The following is a 22686-nucleotide window of genomic DNA, read 5'->3' on the forward strand; positions in this document are numbered from 1 at the left end:
TGACGGCAGGTGACTTTCACTCACGAACCAGCAAGTGGCGTCCCCTAGGGGATTCGAACCCCTGTTACCGCCGTGAAAGGGCGGTGTCCTGGGCCTCTAGACGAAGGGGACACTGAAGTCTCAATCGCAAGACGCCTTGCTGCTTACTTTTCATCAGACAATCTGTGTGGACACTACAAAGGCAGGTTCTTTAAGGTAAGGAGGTGATCCAACCGCAGGTTCCCCTACGGTTACCTTGTTACGACTTCACCCCAGTCATGAATCACAAAGTGGTAAGCGCCCTCCCGAAGGTTAAGCTACCTACTTCTTTTGCAACCCACTCCCATGGTGTGACGGGCGGTGTGTACAAGGCCCGGGAACGTATTCACCGTGGCATTCTGATCCACGATTACTAGCGATTCCGACTTCATGGAGTCGAGTTGCAGACTCCAATCCGGACTACGACGCACTTTATGAGGTCCGCTTGCTCTCGCGAGGTCGCTTCTCTTTGTATGCGCCATTGTAGCACGTGTGTAGCCCTACTCGTAAGGGCCATGATGACTTGACGTCATCCCCACCTTCCTCCAGTTTATCACTGGCAGTCTCCTTTGAGTTCCCGGCCTAACCGCTGGCAACAAAGGATAAGGGTTGCGCTCGTTGCGGGACTTAACCCAACATTTCACAACACGAGCTGACGACAGCCATGCAGCACCTGTCTCAGAGTTCCCGAAGGCACCAAAGCATCTCTGCTAAGTTCTCTGGATGTCAAGAGTAGGTAAGGTTCTTCGCGTTGCATCGAATTAAACCACATGCTCCACCGCTTGTGCGGGCCCCCGTCAATTCATTTGAGTTTTAACCTTGCGGCCGTACTCCCCAGGCGGTCGACTTAACGCGTTAGCTCCGGAAGCCACGCCTCAAGGGCACAACCTCCAAGTCGACATCGTTTACGGCGTGGACTACCAGGGTATCTAATCCTGTTTGCTCCCCACGCTTTCGCACCTGAGCGTCAGTCTTTGTCCAGGGGGCCGCCTTCGCCACCGGTATTCCTCCAGATCTCTACGCATTTCACCGCTACACCTGGAATTCTACCCCCCTCTACAAGACTCTAGCCTGCCAGTTTCGAATGCAGTTCCCAGGTTGAGCCCGGGGATTTCACATCCGACTTGACAGACCGCCTGCGTGCGCTTTACGCCCAGTAATTCCGATTAACGCTTGCACCCTCCGTATTACCGCGGCTGCTGGCACGGAGTTAGCCGGTGCTTCTTCTGCGGGTAACGTCAATCGACAAGGTTATTAACCTTATCGCCTTCCTCCCCGCTGAAAGTACTTTACAACCCGAAGGCCTTCTTCATACACGCGGCATGGCTGCATCAGGCTTGCGCCCATTGTGCAATATTCCCCACTGCTGCCTCCCGTAGGAGTCTGGACCGTGTCTCAGTTCCAGTGTGGCTGGTCATCCTCTCAGACCAGCTAGGGATCGTCGCCTAGGTGAGCCGTTACCCCACCTACTAGCTAATCCCATCTGGGCACATCTGATGGCAAGAGGCCCGAAGGTCCCCCTCTTTGGTCTTGCGACGTTATGCGGTATTAGCTACCGTTTCCAGTAGTTATCCCCCTCCATCAGGCAGTTTCCCAGACATTACTCACCCGTCCGCCACTCGTCACCCGAGAGCAAGCTCTCTGTGCTACCGTTCGACTTGCATGTGTTAGGCCTGCCGCCAGCGTTCAATCTGAGCCATGATCAAACTCTTCAATTTAAGTTTGATGCTCGTGAATTAAACTTCGTAATGAATTACGTATGTTCACTCAGAGACTTGGTATTCATTTTTCGTCTTGCGACGTTAAGAATCCATGTCACTTTGAGTGCCCACACAGATTGTCTGATAAATTGTTAAAGAGCAGTGCCGCTTCGTTTTCGCTGCGGCGCGGGGTGTGCATATTACGCTTTCCCGCTTCAGAGTCAAGCGTTTATTTCGCTTTTCTCTGTTGACCCGGCGGCGTGTGTGCCGTTGTTCCGTGTCAGTGGAGGCGCATTATAGGGAGTTATTCTGAAGTGACAAGAGGAAATTTAAAAAAAGTTTCCATACGTGTTTTTTTTCACCAACAGCGGTGAAATCAAGCTACAAATTGTTCTATTTGATGTATCTGCAACCACAAACACATCCGAGGTGGCATAATTATCAGCATGAAACATTAAGGAATAAAAGCGATGCCATTAAGCGCACAACAGCTGGCCGCCCAAAAAAATCTGTCGTACGTGCTGGCAGAAAAGCTGGCGCAGCGGATTTTAGCGGGCAAATATGCCCCGGGTAGCATCCTGCCGGGTGAAATGGAGCTGGGTGAGCAGTTTGGAGTTAGCCGCACCGCCGTTCGCGAAGCGGTGAAAACGCTGACGGCAAAAGGCATGGTGCTTCCGCGCCCTCGTATTGGCACACGCGTGATGCCACAGAGTAACTGGAATTTTCTCGATCAGGAGCTGCTCTCCTGGTGGATGACCGAGGATAACTTTCACCAGGTCGTCGATCACTTTCTGGTGATGCGCAGCAGCCTTGAACCTCAGGCATGCCTGCTTGCTGCCACGCTTGGCACAGCAGAGCAGAAAGCGCAGCTTAACGCCTTGATGGAAGAGATGGTGTTCCTGAAAAAGCACTTCAACCGGGAACGCTGGGTAGAGGTTGATATGGCCTGGCATGAACATATCTATATGATGAGCGCCAATCCGTTCCTCACTTCCTTTGCCTCGTTGTTCCATTCGGTGTACCACACCTACTTTACCTCTATTACTCAAGACGAAGTGGTAAAGCTGGATTTGCACCAGGCAATCGTAGATGCCATTCAGGAAAGCGACGGGCAGCGAGCCCTGACAGCATGCCAGGCATTGCTCACCGCGCCAACCCACCAGCAGGTAGCTAAATGACAGAGAAAAAAGCGCGCAGTATGGCCGGATTGCCATGGATTGCAGCCATGGCGTTCTTTATGCAGGCATTGGATGCCACTATCCTCAACACAGCGCTCCCCGCAATAGCGCAAAGCCTTAACCGTTCTCCGCTGGCGATGCAGTCCGCCATCATCAGCTACACCCTGACGGTGGCGATGTTGATCCCGGTAAGCGGCTGGCTGGCCGACCGTTTTGGCACCCGCAGAGTCTTCATGCTGGCCGTAACGCTCTTTACGCTGGGTTCGCTGGCCTGCGCACTCTCCACTTCATTAACGGAACTGGTAATCTTCCGCGTGCTGCAGGGAATAGGCGGCGCGATGATGATGCCGGTGGCGCGCCTCGCCTTGCTGCGTGCCTACCCGCGCAGCGAACTGCTCCCCGTGCTCAACTTTGTCACCATGCCGGGGCTGGTTGGCCCAATACTTGGCCCGGTCCTCGGGGGGGTACTGGTTACCTGGGCAAGCTGGCACTGGATATTCCTGATCAATATTCCGATTGGCGTGGCAGGGCTGATCTATGCCCGCAAATATATGCCGAACTTCACCACGCCAAGACGCAGCTTCGATATGGGCGGTTTTTTCCTGTTTGGCCTGAGCCTGGTGCTGTTCTCCAGCGGAATGGAGCTGTTTGGCGAGAAAATCGTAGCGACGTGGCTGGCGCTGGCCGTCATTCTCAGCGGTATTCTGCTGTTCCTTCTTTATATACGTCACGCGCGCCGTCACCCGACGCCGCTAATCTCACTCGGGCTCTTTAACACCCGAACCTTTTCCGTCGGGATCGCGGGCAATATTGCCTCACGTCTGGGCACGGGCTGCGTACCGTTCCTGATGCCGCTGATGCTGCAGGTCGGTTTTGGCTACCCGGCGCTGATTGCGGGCTGCATGATGGCACCCACGGCGATGGGCTCGATCCTGGCGAAATCAACGGTTACGCAGGTACTGCGCTGGTTTGGCTATCGTAAAACGCTGGTTGGCGTGACGGTCTTTATCGGATTGATGATTGCACAGTTCTCGCTGCAATCCGCTGCGTTACCGGTCTGGATGCTGATCCTGCCGCTGTTTGTACTGGGGATGGCGATGTCGACACAGTTCACGTCAATGAACACCATCACCCTTGCGGACCTCACCGACGAGAACGCCAGCAGCGGCAACAGCGTACTGGCCGTCACACAGCAGTTATCAATTAGCCTTGGGGTTGCCGTGAGCGCGGCGGTACTGCGGTTTTATGAAGGGTTTGACGGTACAAATACCGTTGAGCAGTTCCACTATACCTTTATCACCATGGGCGCGCTTACCGTGGTATCGGCGCTGGTCTTTATGCTGTTAAAACCGAAAGATGGCCGAAACCTGATTAAAGAACGTCACAAAGAAAAGGCTAAACCGAACCGCGTTCCATCAGAACAGGAGTAAGCTGCAGACGTTGCTGCTGCAGCGTGGGCTGCGCCATACGGTGGATGAGCACATCGATGGCCAGCTCACCCAGTTCATCCTTCGGCTGATGGATCGTGGTCAACGGCGGCGTCATATAGCGCGCCAGTTCGATATCATCGTAGCCCACGATCGCCATATCGTCCGGAACGCGTAACCCTGCCTGATACAGCGCCTGATAGGCGCCAAACGCCATCGCATCGTTACCGATAAACACCGCCTGCGGGCGCGGCTCTTGCGCCAGCAGCTTCTGCATCGCCTCGAATCCACCGTTAAACTCGAAATCGCCGGTGATCCGATAGCCATCAGGAATGGCAAGCCCTGCCCGCGCCATTGCAGAGAGATATCCTTCCAGACGCAGGCGCGCCGGGGTTTTATCCAGCGGACCGGTAATACAGGCGATGCGGGTATGACCTTTATCGATCAGATGCTGAGTCGCCATATCGCCGCCCAGCAAGGAGTTATCCTGAATCAGATCGCTGGTACCGTCGAACGGTGCCCAGTCCATCATCACTGTGGGAATTGAAGGGTAGCGCTGGATGATCTCTTTCGAGGGTTGGTGCGTTTCGGTACAGAGCAGCAGCAGCCCGTCGACGCGTTTTTGCATCAGCGTTTCCAGGTTGCGGTTCATGCGCTGCTCATCGCCTTCGGTATTGCACAGCACCAGGCTGTAGCCACGCTCGAAGCAGCTGCGCTCCACGCCGCGCACCAGTTCAGAATAGAAAGGGTTCGTACTGGCCGTGATCAGCATGCCGATGGTGCGCGTCTGGTTGAGCTTGAGACTGCGCGCCAGCGCCGACGGCGCATAGTTGAGATCTTTTACTGCGGCTTCGACTTTCTCCCGAATCGCCTCGCTGACGAAACGATCGTTATTAATAACGTGAGAGACGGTCGAAGTAGAAACGCCCGCCATACGGGCGACATCTTTCATTGTAGCCAAGCGTTACCCCTGCTGACTTAAGAATTCATCGATCTCTTTACGCCACGGAACGGAAGGCTGTGCGCCTTTGCGCGTCACCGCGATAGCCGCAGCCGCATGCGCAAAGCGGATGGCATCATCCATCGCTTTTCCTTCCAGCAGCGCCGTCACCAGCGCACCGTTAAAGGTATCTCCCGCTGCGATGGTATCAATGGCTTTCACCTTAAAGCCCGGCACGCGACGTCCTTCGCCGTTTACGCTTGCCCACACGCCGCGGCTGCCGAGGGTAATGATAACGGTGCCGATACCTTTATCGTGCAGCGCTTTTGCCGCACGCGCTGCATCACCGTCATTTTCGACGCGAATACCCGTCAGCTTTTCCGCTTCGGTTTCGTTTGGCGTGATGATGTCCACCAGCGCCAGCAGCTCGTCTGATAATACACGGGCTGGGGCCGGGTTAAGTACGACAGTGGTGTGATTTTCATGCGCAATTTTCGCGGCAGCCAGCACGCTTTCAACCGGAGATTCCAGCTGCATCAGCAGGGCTTCCGCTCCGGCGATGATACCGCGCTGCGCGTCGACGCGTTCTGTCGTTAACGCAGCATTAGCCCCCGCATGAATACCGATAACATTCTCACCTTCCGCGTTGACGAAAATCAGCGCCACGCCGGTAGATTCCCCTGCAACTACGCTGACCGGCGCAATATCAATACAATCGCTGACCAGCTGTTTGCGAACGCGCTCGCCCGTATCGTCATCACCTGTACAGGCGATAAACGCGATATTCGCTCCGCTGCGTCCGGCGGCGACGGCCTGATTTGCGCCTTTACCGCCAAATGCCACCTGATACTGATTACCGGTGACGGTTTCGCCCGGCGTAGGGAACGATTCAAGGTTAAGAATGTGATCGGCATTGATACTGCCAAGAACGACGAGGTTGCCTGCGGTTTTCATGGTTGGGTTGTCCATCTGAGAGCGCCACCGGTATTACCCGGTGGCGTATGCCACACTTTTCTTTATTGGTGTCCCTCAGGCAGCCAGCGACTGCCTGATTCGCCTTTTACTGCTTAATGACCAGCTTCAGGTCAACCGGGTATTTGGCCTGAACTTTTTCGCCCTTCAGCACTTTGTCGGCAGTTTCAACGCCAGTCGCGCCAATCTGCTCAGGCAGCTGAGCGATGGTCGCCGCCAGTTTGCCATCATTTACTGCTTTTTCACCATCCGGCGTACCGTCAAATCCGACAACCATCACATCAGATTTACCTGCGGTCTGCAGGGCACGCAGCGCGCCCAGCGCCATTTCGTCGTTCTGTGCGAATACCGCCTGCACGTCAGGATGCGCGGTCAGCAGGTTCTGCATAACGTTCAGACCTTTAGTACGGTCAAAGTCTGCCGGCTGGCTCGCCAGCACGTTGAATTTGTGCGCAGCCACAGCCTGCTGGAAGCCTTCACCACGCTCACGCGCTGCGGATGTCCCGGCAATGCCCTGCAGTTCGATAACCTTCGCGCCTTCACCGGCTTTCTTCGCAATGTAGTCACCCGCGATTTTGCCGCCCAGTACGTTATCAGACGCAATATGACTCACTACTTCGCCCTTCGTTGCCTGACGGTCCAGGGTAATGACCGGGATCTTCGCCTGGTTTGCCATTTTAACGGCGTTACCTACGGCGTCGGAATCGGTTGGGTTGATCAGCAGAATTTTAGTACCACGCACGGTCAGATCCTGAACGTTCGCCAGCTCTTTCGCCGGGTTGTTCTGAGAATCCAGCACCACCAGGTTGTAGCCCAGCTTATCCGCTTCTTTCTGCGCACCATCCTTCAGGGAGACGAAGAACGGGTTGTTCAGGGTAGAGACAACCAGCGCGATGGTGTCTTTCGCCATGGCGTTAGCACTTACGGTTGCGCTCAGCGCGACAGCAGAAACCAGGGTAGCCAGTTTTTTCATGTTCATATCTAAGATGTCCTGTAGTGTCGTCAGTTACTGTTTTTTGTTGTCTACCAGGACCGCCAGCAAAATCACCACTGCCTTAACGATCATCTGGTAATAGGAGGAAACACCTAACAAATTCAAACCATTATTCAGGAAACCAAGAATCAGTGCGCCGATCAATGTCCCAACAATGCGACCTTTACCGCCCGCAAGACTCGTACCGCCCAGAACCACTGCCGCAATGGCATCCAGCTCATAACCCGTACCTGCCGTTGGCTGCGCAGAGGAGAGACGCGCCACTTCAATGATGCCCGCCAGCGACGCCAGCAGGCCGCACAGGGAGTAAACGATAATTTTGACTTTATTGACGCTGATACCGGACAGGCGCGTTGCCGCTTCGTTACCGCCCAGCGCGTAGATATAACGGCCCAGACGAGTGTGGTGCAGCATGTACCACGCCGCCAGGAAGACGATAGCCATGATCCAGACCGGCGTCGGAACCCCCAGCGGGCGACCGATACCGAACCAGCCAAACAGATCCGCGTTATCGGTGAAGCCGGTATTAACCGGGCTGCCGTTGGTGTAAACCATGGTCACACCGCGCAGCAGCAGCATCATCACCAGCGTGGCGATGAACGCCTGAACGCGGCCTTTTGCCACAATCACGCCGGTTACGGCACCAATCGCCGCGCCAGCGGCCAGCGCAGCGGCAACGGCCACCAGCGCGTTGACTTCAATGCCAACAATCGAAGCGGCGATCGCACCGGTGAGCGCCAGCAGGGAACCGACGGACAGATCGATACCCGAGGTCAAAATCACCAGCGTCATGCCGACCGCCATAATGGCGTTCACCGACGTCTGCTGCAGAATGTTGAACAGGTTATTCACGGTGAAGAAATTCGGGCTCATGGTCGACACAATCGCGATCAGCACCAGCAGGGCAATCAGCGATTTTTGTTCCATCAGCCATGCCTTTGTGAAATAGCGGCGACCAGAAACAGCCTGGGTAGTCATCTTCTTACTCCTGATTCACGCGATTAAGCTTGCCCACAGCGGCAGCCATCAGAACTTCCTGGGTGGCCTGCTCGCGAGTGAATTCACCGCCGAGATGCCCTTCATGCATGACGATAATGCGATCGCTCATGCCTAATACCTCTGGCATCTCGGAAGAGACCAGAATGATGCTCAGACCGTCGGCCTTAAACTGGTTAATCAGCTGATAGATCTCTTTCTTCGCGCCCACGTCTACGCCGCGGGTTGGCTCATCGAGGATCAGCACTTTCGGGCGCGTCATCAGCCCGCGGGCAATCGCCACTTTCTGCTGATTCCCGCCGGACAACAGGCCAATCGCCTGCTCCATTGACGGGGTTTTGACGTTAAAGAGACGGATAAAATCGCTGACCGCCTGCTGTTCGTCTTTATGCTTCAGGCTACCGCCGCTATGGCTGAAATAGCGCAGCGCGGTCAGGGACATGTTCTCTTTTACCGACATGCCCAGCACTAAGCCGTCGCGCTTACGGTCTTCAGAGATATAGACGATGCCGTTCGCCAGGCCGTCCTGCGGCGAGCGGGTCACCACTTCATGACCATCAAGGGTGACGTAACCGCTCGTGCGCGGCAGTGCGCCGTAGAGTACTTTCATCAACTCGGTACGGCCCGCGCCCATCAGGCCCGCCACACCCAGGATCTCGCCCTGACGCAGGGTAAAGGTCACATCATTCACACCCGGACCGCAGAGGTTGTCCACCTTCAGGCGGATCTCACCCGGCGCTTTCTCCAGATGCGGATACTGATCTTCAAGCTTACGTCCCACCATCATTTCGATAAGCGTATCTTCGGTCAGCGTCGCCACTTCGCGCTCGGCAATAAACTGCCCGTCGCGGAAGACGGTAACGTCGTCGCAAATTTCGAAGATCTCTTTCATACGGTGGGAGATATAGACAATCCCGCGCCCCTGCGATTTCAGCTCGCGGATAACGCGGAACAGGGATTCGGTTTCGGTATCGGTCAGGGCGTCGGTAGGTTCATCCATAATGATGACCTTCGATTCAAAGCTCAGCACCTTCGCAATTTCCACCATCTGCTGATCGCCGATGGAGAGTTCGCCCACCAGGCGGTCACTCTTAAAGCGCAGATTCAGCTTCGCCAGCAGCTTGTCCGCTTCGGCGTACATGGTTTTCCAGTCGATTTTACCGAACCGGTTCACAAACTCGCGGCCGAGGAAGATATTCTCGGCAATGGTGAGCTGCGGGATGAGGTTCAGCTCCTGGTGGATAATGCCGATACCCGCTTCCTGAGAGGATTTCGGGCCGTTAAAGGTGGTCTCTTTACCCAGCCATAAGAGCGAACCGGCATCGCGTTGGTAGATACCGGTCAGCACTTTCATCATGGTGGATTTGCCGGCACCGTTTTCGCCCACCAGCGCCATCACGCGTCCTGGGTAGACGTTCAGCGCCGCACCGGAGAGGGCTTTTACGCCCGGGAACGATTTATCGATCCCTTTGAGTTGCAGTAATGCGTCCATGATGGCCTCAGAAGGTGACGCCAGCACAGAGAATGATATTCGCATACGGGGAACACTCCCCGCTGCGAATCACCGCCTGACTGTCTGCGGTTTGTTGTTTGAACTGTTCGTGCGTTGTGTAACGAATTTCTATGGTGTTTCCCTGGTGTTGTTGCAGTTGCTCAATATGGCTGAGCAACGTTTCGTGGAGTTGCGGATTATGTTGTTTGATTTCCGCCGCGAGAATGGCTGCCTCAACCTGCATCTCCGCCGTCACGACTTCCAGTACCTGCATAAACGAAGGGACACCCTGCGTTAACGCCATATCAATACGGGTTGTGCTGCGCGGAACCGGTAAGCCTGCATCGCAAACTACCAGCGTATCGGTATGCCCAAGACGGGAAATAACCGATGAGATTTCTGAGTTGAGAACCGTGCCTTTCTTCATTTTCTTGCTCCACTAGCGAAACGTTTCGCTACAAAGAGTGTAGACGCAAGAGTGTTCAGAAAACCACCATGACGTAACGGATTTGTGATCAACGTCGAAACGTTTCGCTAAGTGAAATGGAGTGGAGGTAAATGCAAAACGGTAACCCCAAGGTTACCGTTTTTTATGTTTGCGCCCTCTCCCACAGGGAGAGGGTCGGGGTGAGGGCATCAGGCCGCACAAAGACTTAAATCTCAACCTGCGTCCCCAGCTCAATCACGCGGTTAGGCGGGATCTCAAACTGGTCAGGCGCGCGCAGGGCGTTACGTTGCAGAATGAGGTACAGCTTGCCGCGCAGGCGCAGGTACCACGGACGCTTGCCGATGATCAGCGACTCGTGCGACATAAAGAATGACGTCTCCATCATCCGGCAGCTTAACCCTTCCAGACCGCAGCGGTGGAACACCTCTTCCACGTTCGGCGTTTCGCGCCAGCCGTAGCTTGCCACCACGCGCCAGAAGGTTGGCGATAGCTGCTCGATCTGCACGCGACGCACGTTGTGAACATACGGCGCATCTTCTGTACGCAGCGTCAGCAGGATCACGCGCTCGTGCAGCACCTTGTTGTGCTTAAGGTTATGCATCAGCGCAAACGGGATCACGTTCAGGGCGCGAGACATATAAACCGCGGTACCCGGCACGCGCACCGGCGGGGATTTCTCCAGCGATGCGATCATCGCCTCCAGAGAATTCCCGTGCTCATGCATGCGGCGCAGCAGACGGAAGCGCTCGCTCTTCCATGTGGTCATCACAATGAACATCAACAGGCCCAGCGTCAGCGGCAGCCAGCCGCCGGAGACAATTTTGTCGAGGTTCGCTGAGAACAGCGGTACGTCGATGCACAGGAAGCCGACCAGAATCATCGCCACGAGGAATTTATTCCAGTGCCAGTTGCGGTACGCCACCGTGGTGGAGAGAAGCGACGTCAGCACCATCGTACCGGTCACGGCAATACCATAGGCTGCCGCCAGATTACTGGAGTGCTCGAAGCTGACGATCACAATCACAACAGCAAAGTAGAGCAGCCAGTTAACGAACGGGATGTAAATCTGACCCGACTCCATTTCTGAAGTATGGATAATGCGCATTGGCGAGAGATACCCCAGACGCACGGCCTGGCGCGTCAGAGAGAAGACGCCGGAAATCACCGCCTGAGACGCAATAACCGTCGCCAGCGTAGCGAGGATCAGCATAGGCACCAGCGCCCAGTCAGGTGCCAGCAGGAAGAACGGGTTCTTAATTGCCTCCGGGTTTTTGAGTAACAGCGCGCCCTGGCCGAAGTAATTCAGTACCAGCGACGGCAGCACAACCATAAACCAGGCCACGCGGATAGGCAGCTTCCCGAAGTGCCCCATATCGGCATACAACGCCTCAACGCCGGTGATGGAAAGCACGACCGCACCCAGCGCCACGAAGGAAACCACTTTGTATTCCAGGAAGAAATGCACTGCCCAGTATGGGTTCAGCGCCTGAAGGACTTCCGGGTTAGCGATGATGCTACGCAAACCGAGCGCGGCCAGGATCAGGAACCAGGCCAGCATAATCGGCGCAAACAGTTTCCCCACCAGCCCGGTACCATGCTTCTGGATCATAAATAGCAGCGTCAGAACGATGATTGCCAGCGGGACAACCCAGGTATCAAGCTGCGGGGCAATAATTTCCAGCCCTTCAATCGCCGAGAGCACCGAGATAGCTGGCGTTATAACCACTTCCCCGTAGAAGAAGCTGCCGCCTATCAGGCCGATGATCACCAGCACAGACGTCATTCTGGCCGAGGTATTGCGCCCTGCAAGGGACATCAGGGTCAGGATACCGCCTTCACCCGCGTTATCAGCGCGCATAACGAAGGAGAGATATTTAACGGAAACGACCAGGATAAGCAGCCAGAAGATGAGGGACAGGAAGCCAAATACGGCATCGCGCTCAACTCCAAAGCCAAACTGGCCGGACAAACATTCACGAAGCGTATAAAGCGGGCTGGTGCCGATATCACCGTAGACAACCCCGATCGCCGCAAGCGTAATTGCGGGTAATGATTGCTTATTATCAGTGCTCATAGACTAGTCTTTTCGTTTAAATAACAAATGTGTTCCTGATCCCTTGGTCCACAAAAAGCGCACAGTATGCACGATTCATTGCAAAATCGTACCCCTAAATGCAACCGCATTAATGTAGCGCAAAGAAAATTGCGCCGCACTTCAGCCTATTACCAGCCCTGACTGAAACGTCTATACTCGCTTCAATTAGCCGCCACGACGGCGAAAGGATGCAAAACTATTATGGCTCACTCACATTTATTAGCAGAAAGAATTTCCCGCCTCAGCAGCGCGCTGGAGAAAGGCCTTTACGAGCGTAGCCACGCCATTCGCCTTTGCCTGCTGGCAGCGTTGAGCGGTGAAAGCGTGTTTCTGCTGGGACCGCCGGGCATTGCCAAGAGTCTGATCGCACGCCGCCTCAAGTTCGCTTTCCAGAACGCCCGCGCATTTGAATATTTAATGACGCGCTTCTCCACCCCCGAAGAAGTTTTCGGTCCGCTTTCTATTCAGGCGCTGAAAGATGAAGGGCGCTATGAGCGTCTGACGGCGGGCTATCTTCCGGAAGCGGAAATCGTCTTTCTTGATGAGATCTGGAAAGCCGGTCCGGCCATTCTGAATACCCTGCTGACGGCGATTAACGAACGTCGGTTCCGCAACGGGGCCAGTGAAGAGAAAATCCCCATGCGCCTGCTGGTGGCCGCGTCAAACGAACTGCCCGAAGCCGACAGCAGTCTGGAAGCGCTGTATGACCGTATGCTGATCCGCCTGTGGCTCGATAAAGTGCAGGACAAATCCAACTTCCGCTCCATGCTGGTGAGCCAGCAGGATGAGAACGAAAACCCGGTGGCGCCGTCACTGCAGGTGACGGACGAGGAGTACCATCAGTGGCAGGACGAGATCGGCAAAATTAAACTGCCCGACGCCGTTTTTGAGCTGATCTTCATGCTGCGCCAGCAGCTTGATTTATTGCCTTCCGCCCCATATGTCTCTGACCGTCGATGGAAAAAAGCGATTCGTCTGCTCCAGGCCAGCGCCCTGTTCAGTGGCCGTGATGCCGTCGCACCAATCGATCTGATCCTGCTGAAAGACTGCCTCTGGCACGATGCTGAAGGCATGAATCTGATGCAGCAGCAGCTGGACGTTTTGATGACCGGACACGCCTGGGGGCAGCAGGCGATGCTCAATCAGCTGGGGGCAATTGCCCAACGGCGCATTCAGCTCCAGCAGCAGCAAAGCGATAAAACCGCGCTGAAAGTGAGTCGCCTGGGCGGCATGTTCGCCCGCAAACCGCATTACGAGCTACCCACCGATCTGACCGGCACGACGCTGACACTGCTGCTCCAGCAGCCACTCAAGCTGCATGATATGCAGGTGGTGCACATTACGATTGAGCGCGAGCCGCTGGCGCAGTGGCTGGATAAAGGCGGTGAGATCCGCGGCAAGCTCAACGGCATCGGTTTCGCGCAGCCGCTGAATATGGAAGTGGACAGCAGCCAGCATCTGGTGATCCGCGACGTCAGTCTGCAGGGATCGCGTCTTACGCTTCCCGGCACCGCCACGGACAGCGTGCCGGAAGAGATTAAACAGCAGCTGGATGCACTGGATACCGAATGGCATCAGCAGCACACCCGCTTCAGCGAGCAGCAAAAATGTCTCTTTATCCATAGCGACTGGCTAGGTCGCATTGAAGCCAGCCTGCAGGACGTCAGCGCGCAGATCAAACAGGCGCGTCAATGCTAACGCTGGACACGCTCAATATGATGCTGGCCGTCAGCGAGGAAGGGTTGATCGAGGAGGTGGTGATTACCCTTCTGGCATCGCCGCAGCTGGCGGCCTTCTTTGAAAAATTCCCAAAGCTCAAAAAGGCGATGACCGACGATCTCCCTCGCTGGCGCGACAACCTGCGGCAGCGATTTAAAGAGACAGAAGTCCCGCCCGAACTGACCGAGGAAGTCGCGGCCTATCAGCAGTGTCAGCGGCTATCGACGCCGCAGTTTATCGTCCAGATCCCGCAAACCCTGACCCTGCTCGATAAAGTCCATTCTCCATTTGCCAGCCAGGCGCGCGCGCTGGTCACGGAAAATGCCACCATGACTCCGGCGCTTCACACCCTCTTTTTACAGCGCTGGCGGCTGAGCCTTGTTGTCCAGACCACGACGCTGAACCAGCAGTTGCTGGATGAAGAGCGGGAACAGCTGCTCAGTGAAGTTCAGGAACGCATGACGTTGAGCGGGCAACTGGAAGAGGTGCTGGTAGAAAATGAAAACGCCGCCGGTCGCCTCTGGGATATGAGCGCCGGGCAGCTGCGGCGTGGGGATTATCAGCTGATCGTGAAGTACGGCGACTTTCTTGCCCAGCAGCCGGAGCTGATGAAGCTTGCGGAACAGCTCGGCCGCTCGCGAGAGGCCAGGTCGGTCCCAAAGAAAGATGCCCCGATGGAAACCTTCCGCACCCTGGTACGCGAACCGGCTACCGTGCCGGAACAGGTCGACGGGCTTCAGCAAAGCGACGACATCCTGCGGCTGCTGCCTACGGAGCTAAGTACGCTGGGAATGACCGAGCTGGAGTATGAGTTTTACCGTCGGCTGGTGGAAAAGCAGCTTCTCACCTATCGGCTGCACGGTGAAGCCTGGCGCGAAAAGCTCAGCCAGCGCCCGGTAGTCCATCAGGATTTTGATGAACAGCCGCGCGGGCCATTCATTGTTTGTGTGGATACGTCCGGCTCAATGGGCGGCTTTAACGAACAGTGCGCGAAGGCATTTTGTCTGGCGCTGATGCGCGTGGCGCTCGCTGACCGCCGTCGCTGCTTTATCATGCTCTTTTCCAGCGAAGTCGTGGGCTATGAGCTGACGAACCAGCAGGGTATTGAGCAGGCCATCCGCTTTTTAAGCCAGCGTTTTCGCGGCGGCACCGATCTCGCCAGCTGTTTTCGCAGCATCGTTGAACGGATGCAGGGCGGCGACTGGTACGACGCTGACGCGGTGGTGATTTCCGATTTTATTGCCCAGCGGCTGCCGGATGATGTGGTAAATAAAGTGAAGGAGCTGCAGCGGGTGCATCAGCACCGTTTCCATGCCGTCGCGATGTCCGCACATGGAAAACCCGGCATCATGCGCATTTTCGATCATATCTGGCGCTTTGATACCGGGTTGCGTAGCCGTCTGCTCAGACGCTGGCGGCGTTAATTAAAGAAGCGAGCCGACGCTTTCACGAACCTGCTGCGGCCAGACGCCACACTGCACCTGACCGATATGGGACAGCTGCAGCAGCAGCATGGTCAGACGGGACTGGCCAATGCCGCCGCCGATGGTCTGCGGCATTTCACCGCGCAGCAGCGCCTGGTGCCACTCTAACTTAAGACGATCTTCATCACCGGTCACCGCCAGCTGGCGCTTCAGCGCCTCAGCATCCACGCGGATCCCCATGGAAGAAAGCTCAAATGCATCTTCCAGAACCGGGTTCCACACCAGAATATCGCCGTTCAGCCCGGCAAATTCGCCCTCACCCGCAGTGCTCCAGTCATCATAATCCGGGGCGCGAACGTCGTGGCGTTTGCCATCAGACAGTTTGCCGCCGATGCCGATCAAAAATACCGCGCCCAGCTCTTTGGCGATCGCCCGTTCGCGGCCTTTGGCATCCAGATCCGGGAAGCGGCTCAGCAGTTCCTGGCTGTGGACAAAGTGGATCGTATCCGGCAGGAACGGTGCCAGACCAAACTCTTCGCTCACGGCCGCTTCGGTCGCTTTGATCCCGGCGTAGATCGCCTCAACGGTGGCTTTCAGCGTGCCGACGTGGCGCTCGCCATCACCCATCACGCGCTCCCAGTCCCACTGGTCAACGTAGACAGAGTGAATTGGGGAGAGACGGTCTTCATCGGGGCGAAGGGCTTTCATGTGCGTGTAGAGCCCTTCGCCCGCGCTGAAGTCGTGTTGTCCCAGGGTTTGACGCTTCCACTTCGCCAGTGAATGAACCACTTCGAACTGTGCGTCTGGCAGTGTTTTCACTTTCACCTGTACCGCTTTTTCGCATCCAGACAGGTTATCCTGCGTCCCGTCACCCACGCGGCTCAGAATCGGCGCCTGAACTTCAATAAGACCAAGCTTCTCTTCCAGCTGGCGGGAAAAATGGGATTTTACGAAACTGATCTGGCGTTGTTTTGCGATGTAAGCGGTTTTCATTATTTATACTCCTGCGTCCTGTTGGTAATGATTAAGCAACAGAACCGGCAGTTAATTCAATAACCCATCAACAAAAAGCCGCCTTCACTTTTGATTCTTTAAAATAAGACGCTAGAATAGACGTATTCATTAATCTTCATAAGAAAAAGCTATGGAAAATTATCAGATCGACAATCTGGACCGCGGCATCCTGGAGGCCTTAATGGCCAATGCCCGTACCGCCTATGCCGAACTGGCGAAACAGTTTGGCGTCAGCCCCGGGACAATTCACGTTCGCGTAGAGAAAATGAAGCAGGCAGGGATCATTACCGGCGCGCGCATTGACGTCAGCCCGAAACAGCTGGGTTACGACGTCTGCTGCTTCATCGGCATCATTCTTAAAAGCGCAAAAGATTACCCCTCCGCGCTGGCGAAGCTGAACGCGCTCGATGAAGTCACCGAGGCGTACTACACCACCGGGCACTACAGCATCTTTATAAAGGTGATGTGCCGATCCATCGATGCTCTCCAGCAGGTACTTATCAACAAGATCCAAACAATCGATGAAATTCAGTCCACCGAGACACTGATCTCCCTGCAAAACCCGATCATGCGTACCATCCGCCCGTGATCGGGCAAATTCATTCCCACATTTTCCACAGGTAGATCCCAGCTCGTTCACAGCGTACAATGATCCCCTCTTTATCTGAGCGAGCGATCAATGGCGGACATTACCCTTATCAGCGGCAGCACCCTTGGCGGTGCGGAATACGTAGCGGAACATCTGGCTGAGAAGCTGGAAGATGCTGGCTTTTCTACACAAACGCTGCACGGGCCGCTGCTTGAAGATCTCCCGACTGACGGGGTCTGGCTGCTGATCACCTCCACGCACGGCGCGGGCGATCTGCCGGATAACCTGCAACCTTTATATGACGAACTGCTGGAACAGCAGCCCGACCTGTCAAACGTCCGTTTTGGCGCAGTGGGGATTGGCAGTCGTGAATATGACACCTTTTGCGGGGCAATAGAGAAAGTTGAAGCCGCTGTTACCGCTTGCGGAGCAAAACAGCTGGGTGAAACGCTCAAGATCAACATCCTCGATCATGATATTCCGGAGGATCCAGCTGAGATCTGGCTCGCGGAATGGAAAAATTTACTCAAAAACGATTAAAGATCGTGCAATCAGATGTGGATAACTCTGGTTAAAAGCTCGTATTAACCCGTAGTTATCCAAAGAACAACGCGAGTTTAGTTTTTGACCTGTGTATAAAGCGGCGATCTGATCCCAGCTTATACGGTCCAGGATCACCGATCATTCACAGAAAACGATCCTTCCTAACTGCATGATCTTATTCATGGGAACGGACTTATCCACACAGGTCCGCGATCCTAATAAGAGATCACAATAGAACAGATCTCTAAATAAAAAGATCTTCTTTTTAATAGCCCAGGATCCCAGTGCTTTCTCGAAAGACTAAAGTTGAGTAGAATCCACGGCCCGGGCTTCAATCCATTTTCATACCGCTTTACGCGAGGCAGACCACCATGTTTTATCAGGATCCTTTTGACGTCATCATCATTGGCGGGGGTCACGCAGGCACTGAGGCCGCAATGGCCGCAGCGCGAATGGGTCAGCAGACCCTGCTTTTGACACACAATATCGACACGCTGGGACAAATGTCCTGTAATCCGGCGATTGGCGGCATTGGGAAAGGACACCTGGTAAAAGAAGTGGATGCACTTGGCGGCCTGATGGCGAAAGCGATCGATCGGGCAGGTATTCAGTTTAGGATACTAAACGCGAGTAAAGGCCCCGCTGTGCGTGCGACCCGTGCGCAGGCAGACCGCGTGCTTTACCGTCAGGCCGTGCGCACCGCGCTGGAGAACCAGCCGAACCTGATGATCTTCCAGCAGGCGGTTGAAGATCTCATCGTTGAAAACGATCGCGTTGTTGGCGCAGTCACCCAGATGGGGCTCAAATTCCGCGCGAAAGCGGTGGTGCTGACCGTGGGCACATTCCTTGACGGCAAAATTCATATCGGTCTGGATAACTACAGCGGTGGCCGTGCTGGCGATCCGCCGTCTATTCCGCTGTCTCGTCGCCTGCGTGAACTGCCGCTGCGCGTCAGCCGCCTGAAAACCGGCACGCCGCCGCGTATTGATGCGCGCACCATTGATTTCAGCGTGCTGGCGCAACAGCACGGTGATAACCCGATGCCGGTCTTCTCGTTCATGGGCAACGCGGCGCAACACCCGCAGCAGGTACCGTGCTACATCACGCATACCAACGAAAAAACCCATGACGTGATCCGCAATAACCTCGATCGCAGCCCAATGTACGCTGGCGTGATCGAAGGGATCGGCCCACGCTACTGCCCGTCGATCGAAGACAAAGTGATGCGCTTTGCCGATCGTAACCAGCACCAGATCTTCCTCGAGCCGGAAGGGCTGACCTCGAACGAAATTTACCCGAACGGCATCTCCACCAGCCTGCCGTTTGACGTGCAGATGCAAATTGTTCGCTCAATGCAGGGGATGGAGAATGCGAAAATCGTTCGCCCTGGCTACGCTATTGAGTACGATTTCTTCGACCCGCGGGATCTGAAGCCGACCCTGGAGAGCAAATTCATCCACGGTCTGTTCTTCGCTGGCCAGATTAACGGCACCACTGGCTACGAAGAAGCGGCTGCACAGGGTCTGCTTGCCGGCCTGAACGCAGCCCGCTTCTCTGCCGAGAAAGAGGGCTGGGCGCCAGCGCGTTCTCAAGCCTATCTGGGCGTGCTGGTCGACGATCTTTGCACGCTGGGCACTAAAGAGCCGTACCGTATGTTTACCTCTCGCGCGGAATATCGCCTGATGCTGCGCGAAGACAACGCCGACCTGCGCCTGACCGAGATGGGCCGCGAGCTGGGTCTGGTGGACGACGAACGCTGGGCGCGCTTCAACGAGAAGCTGGAACGCATTGAACAAGAGCGTCAGCGCCTGAAAACCACCTGGGTGAATCCACAGGCGGAGACCGCTGCCGAAGTGAACGCTCACTTAACTGCGCCACTGTCGCGTGAAGCCAGCGGTGAAGATCTGCTGCGTCGTCCGGAAGTGACCTATGAGAATCTGGTGAAACTCACCGCGTTCGCCCCGGGTCTTGAAGACGCGGAAGCCGCTGAACAGGTCGAAATTCAGGTGAAGTACGAAGGTTACATCGCGCGTCAGCAGGATGAGATCGAAAAACAGCAGCGCAACGAAAACACGCTGCTGCCGGAAATGCTGGACTACCGTCAGGTAACGGGCCTTTCCAACGAAGTGATCGCCAAGCTGAACGATCACAAACCGGTGTCGATCGGCCAGGCTTCACGTATCTCCGGCGTTACCCCAGCAGCGATTTCGATTCTGCTGGTGTGGCTGAAAAAGCAGGGCATGCTGCGCCGCAGCGCGTAATATGTGTAATTCGCCCGGTGGCGCTGCGCTTACCGGGCCTACAGAACTCCGTAGGGCGGGTTAGCGAAGCGCCACCCGCCACTTAAGTCTCTCAACAGGTATTCACCGTGCTCAATAAACTCTCTCGTCTGCTGGATCAGGCAGGTATTTCGCTCACCGATCACCAGAAAAATCAGCTGGTGGCCTATGTCGATATGCTGAACAAATGGAATAAAGCGTACAACCTCACCTCCGTACGCGACCCCAACGAGATGCTGATTCGCCATATTCTCGATAGCATTGTGGTTGCGCCGTACCTGAACGGTGAGCGCTTTATCGATGTGGGCACGGGTCCTGGCCTGCCGGGTATTCCCCTGTCAATTGTCCGCCCGGAAAGCCATTTCACGCTGCTGGATAGCCTTGGCAAGCGCGTGCGTTTTTTGCGCCAGGTACAGCATGAGCTGAAGCTTGAGAACATCACGCCTGTGCAAAGCAGGGTAGAGGAGTTTCCGGCAGAGCCACCGTTCGACGGGGTTATCAGCCGTGCGTTTGCTTCGCTTAATGACATGGTGAGCTGGTGTAAGCACTTACCGGCAGAGAATGGCCGTTTTTATGCGCTGAAAGGGCAGTTGCCCGGCGATGAAATTGAACAGCTTCCGGACGGTTTTGCCGTCGAGTCCATTGAGAAATTACAGATTCCTCAGCTCGAAGGCGAACGTCATCTGGTGATAATTAAGCCAAACAATTTTTAAAAAATTAATAAAAAATGTGGAATTTGTGCTGTTCTGTCAGTGTTAAAAAACAGCACAACACAACGGATTTCGCCGGAGAGAATTTAACCGTGTTTTTACTAAGGGTTTTCTAATGGTTAACTTCCTCACCATTGTTCACCCTGAAGATAATCAACCACGAAAATATCAGCCTGCTAAAAGTGGAAAGCAGCAACCAGAATGCAATGTTAAATATTTATTAAGAATGTCAATAAAAGGTTTTTATTGTATACGGGGCTGTTTTGAAAATAGTTGCGACATTTTATCTTTATTTTCAGAAAGATGAAATTAAGCGATTTACGAGTTTGATAAATACAACCTTATCGCAAATGTGTGTTTTGTGATCTCGTGCACGCTTTGTAGTCAACGTTTTCGCGCTGTTTGCAGTTTTGCTCGAAGGTCGATGCTTTCTACGAAAGTTAAAAAATAGCGGCGGGGAAAAATATTTAAACATTTATTCACCTTTTCGCTACTTAATGTTTGAAATCACGGGTACGCACCGTATAATTTGTCCGCTTTTTGATGCTTGACTCTGAGCCTTAAAGGACGTTTTATACGACACGCGGCATACCTCGAAGGGAGCAGGAGTAAAAACGTGATGTCTGTGTCGCTCTTGAGTAGAAACGTTGCTCGTAAGCTTCTGTTCATTCAGTTTCTGGCTGTGATAGCAAGTGGACTGCTGTTTAGCCTCAAAGACCCCTTCTGGGGCATCTCCGCCGTGTGCGGGGGTTTGGCGGTTGTGCTGCCAAACGTGTTGTTTATGATTTTTGCCTGGCGTCATCAGGCGCATACACCCGCCAAAGGCCGCGTGGCCTGGTCCTTCGCCCTCGGCGAAGTGTGTAAGGTGTTGCTGACCTTTGCTCTACTGGTGATGGCGCTGGCGGTTTTGAAAGTGGTATTCATGCCGCTGATAGCAACGTGGGTTTTGGTGCTGGTGGTACAAGTTCTGGCTCCAGCTGTAATCAATAACAAAGGGTAAAAGGCATCATGGCTTCAGAAAATATGACGCCGCAGGATTACATAGGTCACCATCTGAATAACCTTCAGCTGGACCTGCGTACATTCTCGCTGGTGGATCCACATAACCCCCCGGCCACCTTCTGGACGATCAACATCGACTCCATGTTCTTCTCGGTGGTTTTGGGTCTTCTGTTCCTGGCCATGTTCCGCAGCGTTGCTAAAAAGGCGACCAGCGGTGTTCCAGGGAAATTCCAGACGTTCGTTGAGATGATCATCGGCTTCGTCCATGGCAGCGTGAAAGACATGTACCATGGTAAGAGCAAGCTGATTGCTCCGCTGGCCCTGACCGTGTTCGTTTGGGTCTTCCTGATGAACCTGATGGACCTGCTGCCAATTGACCTGCTGCCGTTCATCGGCGAGCACATCTTCGGCCTGCCTGCGCTGCGTGTTGTACCGTCTGCGGACGTGAACATCACCCTGTCGATGGCGCTGGGCGTGTTTATCCTGATTCTTTTCTACAGCATCAAAATGAAAGGCGTAAGCGGCTTTGTGAAAGAGCTTACCTTGCAGCCGTTCAACCACTGGGCGTTTATTCCGGTCAACCTGATCCTGGAAGGCGTTAGCCTGCTGTCCAAACCTGTTTCACTGGGTCTGCGACTGTTCGGCAACATGTATGCGGGTGAGCTGATTTTCATTCTGATCGCGGGTCTTCTGCCGTGGTGGTCACAGTGGATTCTGAATGTGCCGTGGGCCATTTTCCACATCCTGATCATTACGCTGCAAGCCTTTATCTTCATGGTTCTGACGATCGTCTATCTGTCGATGGCGTCTGAAGAGCACTGATTTTTTACCAACACTACTACGTTTTAATTGAAACAAACTGGAGACTGTCATGGAAAACCTGAATATGGATCTGCTGTACATGGCTGCCGCTGTGATGATGGGTCTGGCGGCTATCGGTGCTGCGATCGGTATCGGCATCCTCGGAGGTAAATTCCTGGAAGGCGCAGCGCGTCAACCTGATCTGATTCCTCTGCTGCGTACTCAGTTCTTTATCGTTATGGGTCTGGTGGATGCAATCCCAATGATCGCTGTAGGTCTGGGTCTGTACGTGATGTTTGCTGTCGCGTAGTAGTTGTTTTAAAACCCCAAGCCACAGAAATTTAA

General features: G+C 54.7%; 19 protein-coding genes, 1 tRNA gene and 1 rRNA gene. 11 read left to right on the forward strand and 10 right to left on the reverse strand.

All coding sequences use genetic code 11. From position 1 onward, the window contains the following. Positions 1–35: 35 nt before the first annotated feature. Positions 36–111 (reverse strand) — tRNA-Glu (locus tag MX657_RS22145). 85 nt (positions 112–196) lie between these two features. Beyond that, positions 197–1736 (reverse strand): 16S ribosomal RNA (locus tag MX657_RS22150). A 452-nt stretch (positions 1737–2188) separates the two neighbouring features. Between MX657_RS22150 and MX657_RS22155 the strand changes: the two genes are divergently transcribed. Both MX657_RS22155 and mdtD read left to right on the forward strand, forming a co-directional pair. Further along, the gene (locus tag MX657_RS22155; RefSeq protein ID WP_080329726.1) at positions 2189–2896 is read left to right on the forward strand and encodes a FadR/GntR family transcriptional regulator; all 708 of its coding nucleotides are present in this window, start codon (positions 2189–2191) and stop codon (positions 2894–2896) included. Further along, on the forward strand, positions 2893–4326 hold the full coding sequence (mdtD, locus tag MX657_RS22160; RefSeq protein WP_080329727.1) for a multidrug transporter subunit MdtD: 1434 nt from the start codon (positions 2893–2895) through the stop codon (positions 4324–4326). Before MX657_RS22155 ends, mdtD begins: the two co-directional genes overlap by 4 nt. Here mdtD and rbsR read toward each other — a convergent pair. The 7 genes from rbsR to kup form a co-directional block, all read right to left on the reverse strand. Beyond that, on the reverse strand, positions 4292–5284 hold the full coding sequence (rbsR, locus tag MX657_RS22165) for a ribose operon transcriptional repressor RbsR (RefSeq protein ID WP_139784202.1): 993 nt from the start codon (positions 5282–5284) through the stop codon (positions 4292–4294). The two genes, mdtD and rbsR, sit on opposite strands and share 35 nt — an antisense overlap. A 3-nt stretch (positions 5285–5287) precedes the next feature. Beyond that, on the reverse strand, positions 5288–6217 hold the full coding sequence (gene rbsK, locus MX657_RS22170) for a ribokinase (protein WP_252002792.1): 930 nt from the start codon (positions 6215–6217) through the stop codon (positions 5288–5290). Positions 6218–6323: 106 nt separating this feature from the next. Beyond that, positions 6324–7214 carry a ribose ABC transporter substrate-binding protein RbsB gene (gene rbsB / locus MX657_RS22175; RefSeq protein ID WP_010426610.1) on the reverse strand — a complete coding sequence of 297 codons (891 nt, stop codon included), beginning with the start codon at positions 7212–7214 and terminating at the stop codon, positions 6324–6326. A gap of 27 nt (positions 7215–7241) precedes the next feature. Beyond that, positions 7242–8207: a ribose ABC transporter permease gene (gene rbsC / locus MX657_RS22180; protein WP_006808742.1), complete on the reverse strand. Its 966-nt coding sequence runs from the start codon at positions 8205–8207 to the stop codon at positions 7242–7244. Between the two features lie 4 nt (positions 8208–8211). Continuing rightward, positions 8212–9717 (reverse strand): ribose ABC transporter ATP-binding protein RbsA, encoded by a 1506-nt coding sequence (rbsA, locus tag MX657_RS22185; RefSeq protein ID WP_346808584.1) that lies wholly within the window; start codon positions 9715–9717, stop codon positions 8212–8214. A 7-nt stretch (positions 9718–9724) separates the two neighbouring features. Next, the gene (gene rbsD, locus MX657_RS22190; protein ID WP_003862392.1) at positions 9725–10144 is read right to left on the reverse strand and encodes a D-ribose pyranase; all 420 of its coding nucleotides are present in this window, start codon (positions 10142–10144) and stop codon (positions 9725–9727) included. A 226-nt stretch (positions 10145–10370) separates the two neighbouring features. Then, positions 10371–12239: a low affinity potassium transporter Kup gene (kup, locus tag MX657_RS22195; RefSeq protein WP_080329730.1), complete on the reverse strand. Its 1869-nt coding sequence runs from the start codon at positions 12237–12239 to the stop codon at positions 10371–10373. Between the two features lie 222 nt (positions 12240–12461). Between kup and ravA the strand changes: the two genes are divergently transcribed. After that, on the forward strand, positions 12462–13958 hold the full coding sequence (ravA, locus tag MX657_RS22200) for an ATPase RavA (RefSeq protein ID WP_346806842.1): 1497 nt from the start codon (positions 12462–12464) through the stop codon (positions 13956–13958). Beyond that, positions 13952–15403 carry an ATPase RavA stimulator ViaA gene (gene viaA / locus MX657_RS22205; protein WP_217479338.1) on the forward strand — a complete coding sequence of 484 codons (1452 nt, stop codon included), beginning with the start codon at positions 13952–13954 and terminating at the stop codon, positions 15401–15403. Before ravA ends, viaA begins: the two co-directional genes overlap by 7 nt. Here the strand turns inward: viaA and asnA are convergent, their stop codons facing one another. Next, a complete protein-coding gene (gene asnA, locus MX657_RS22210) occupies positions 15404–16396 on the reverse strand; it encodes an aspartate--ammonia ligase (protein WP_346806843.1) in 993 nt (330 codons plus the stop codon). A gap of 151 nt (positions 16397–16547) precedes the next feature. Here asnA and asnC point away from each other — a divergent pair, with 151 nt between their 5' ends. From asnC to atpE, 7 genes are all read left to right on the forward strand, one after another. Continuing rightward, positions 16548–17006 carry a transcriptional regulator AsnC gene (gene asnC, locus MX657_RS22215; protein WP_008500198.1) on the forward strand — a complete coding sequence of 153 codons (459 nt, stop codon included), beginning with the start codon at positions 16548–16550 and terminating at the stop codon, positions 17004–17006. Between the two features lie 90 nt (positions 17007–17096). After that, on the forward strand, positions 17097–17546 hold the full coding sequence (gene mioC / locus MX657_RS22220) for an FMN-binding protein MioC (protein ID WP_003862381.1): 450 nt from the start codon (positions 17097–17099) through the stop codon (positions 17544–17546). A gap of 374 nt (positions 17547–17920) precedes the next feature. Next, positions 17921–19810, forward strand: a complete 1890-nt coding sequence (mnmG, locus tag MX657_RS22225) for a tRNA uridine-5-carboxymethylaminomethyl(34) synthesis enzyme MnmG (protein ID WP_032644275.1) — start codon at positions 17921–17923, stop codon at positions 19808–19810. Between the two features lie 107 nt (positions 19811–19917). Further along, positions 19918–20541, forward strand: coding sequence for a 16S rRNA (guanine(527)-N(7))-methyltransferase RsmG (gene rsmG, locus MX657_RS22230; RefSeq protein ID WP_013099403.1), 624 nt, complete (start codon positions 19918–19920; stop codon positions 20539–20541). A gap of 616 nt (positions 20542–21157) precedes the next feature. Continuing rightward, complete coding sequence (atpI, locus tag MX657_RS22235) at positions 21158–21538, forward strand: F0F1 ATP synthase subunit I (protein WP_008500194.1); 381 nt, start codon at positions 21158–21160, stop codon at positions 21536–21538. A gap of 8 nt (positions 21539–21546) precedes the next feature. After that, entirely contained in the window at positions 21547–22362 is an 816-nt protein-coding gene (gene atpB / locus MX657_RS22240; RefSeq protein ID WP_014881883.1) for a F0F1 ATP synthase subunit A, read from the forward strand. Between the two features lie 49 nt (positions 22363–22411). After that, complete coding sequence (gene atpE, locus MX657_RS22245; RefSeq protein WP_000429386.1) at positions 22412–22651, forward strand: F0F1 ATP synthase subunit C; 240 nt, start codon at positions 22412–22414, stop codon at positions 22649–22651. Positions 22652–22686: the final 35 nt, after the last annotated feature.

Origin of the sequence: Enterobacter chuandaensis (genome assembly GCF_039718975.1) — a bacterium.
GTDB classification, from domain to species: Bacteria; Pseudomonadota; Gammaproteobacteria; order Enterobacterales; family Enterobacteriaceae; genus Enterobacter; species Enterobacter chuandaensis.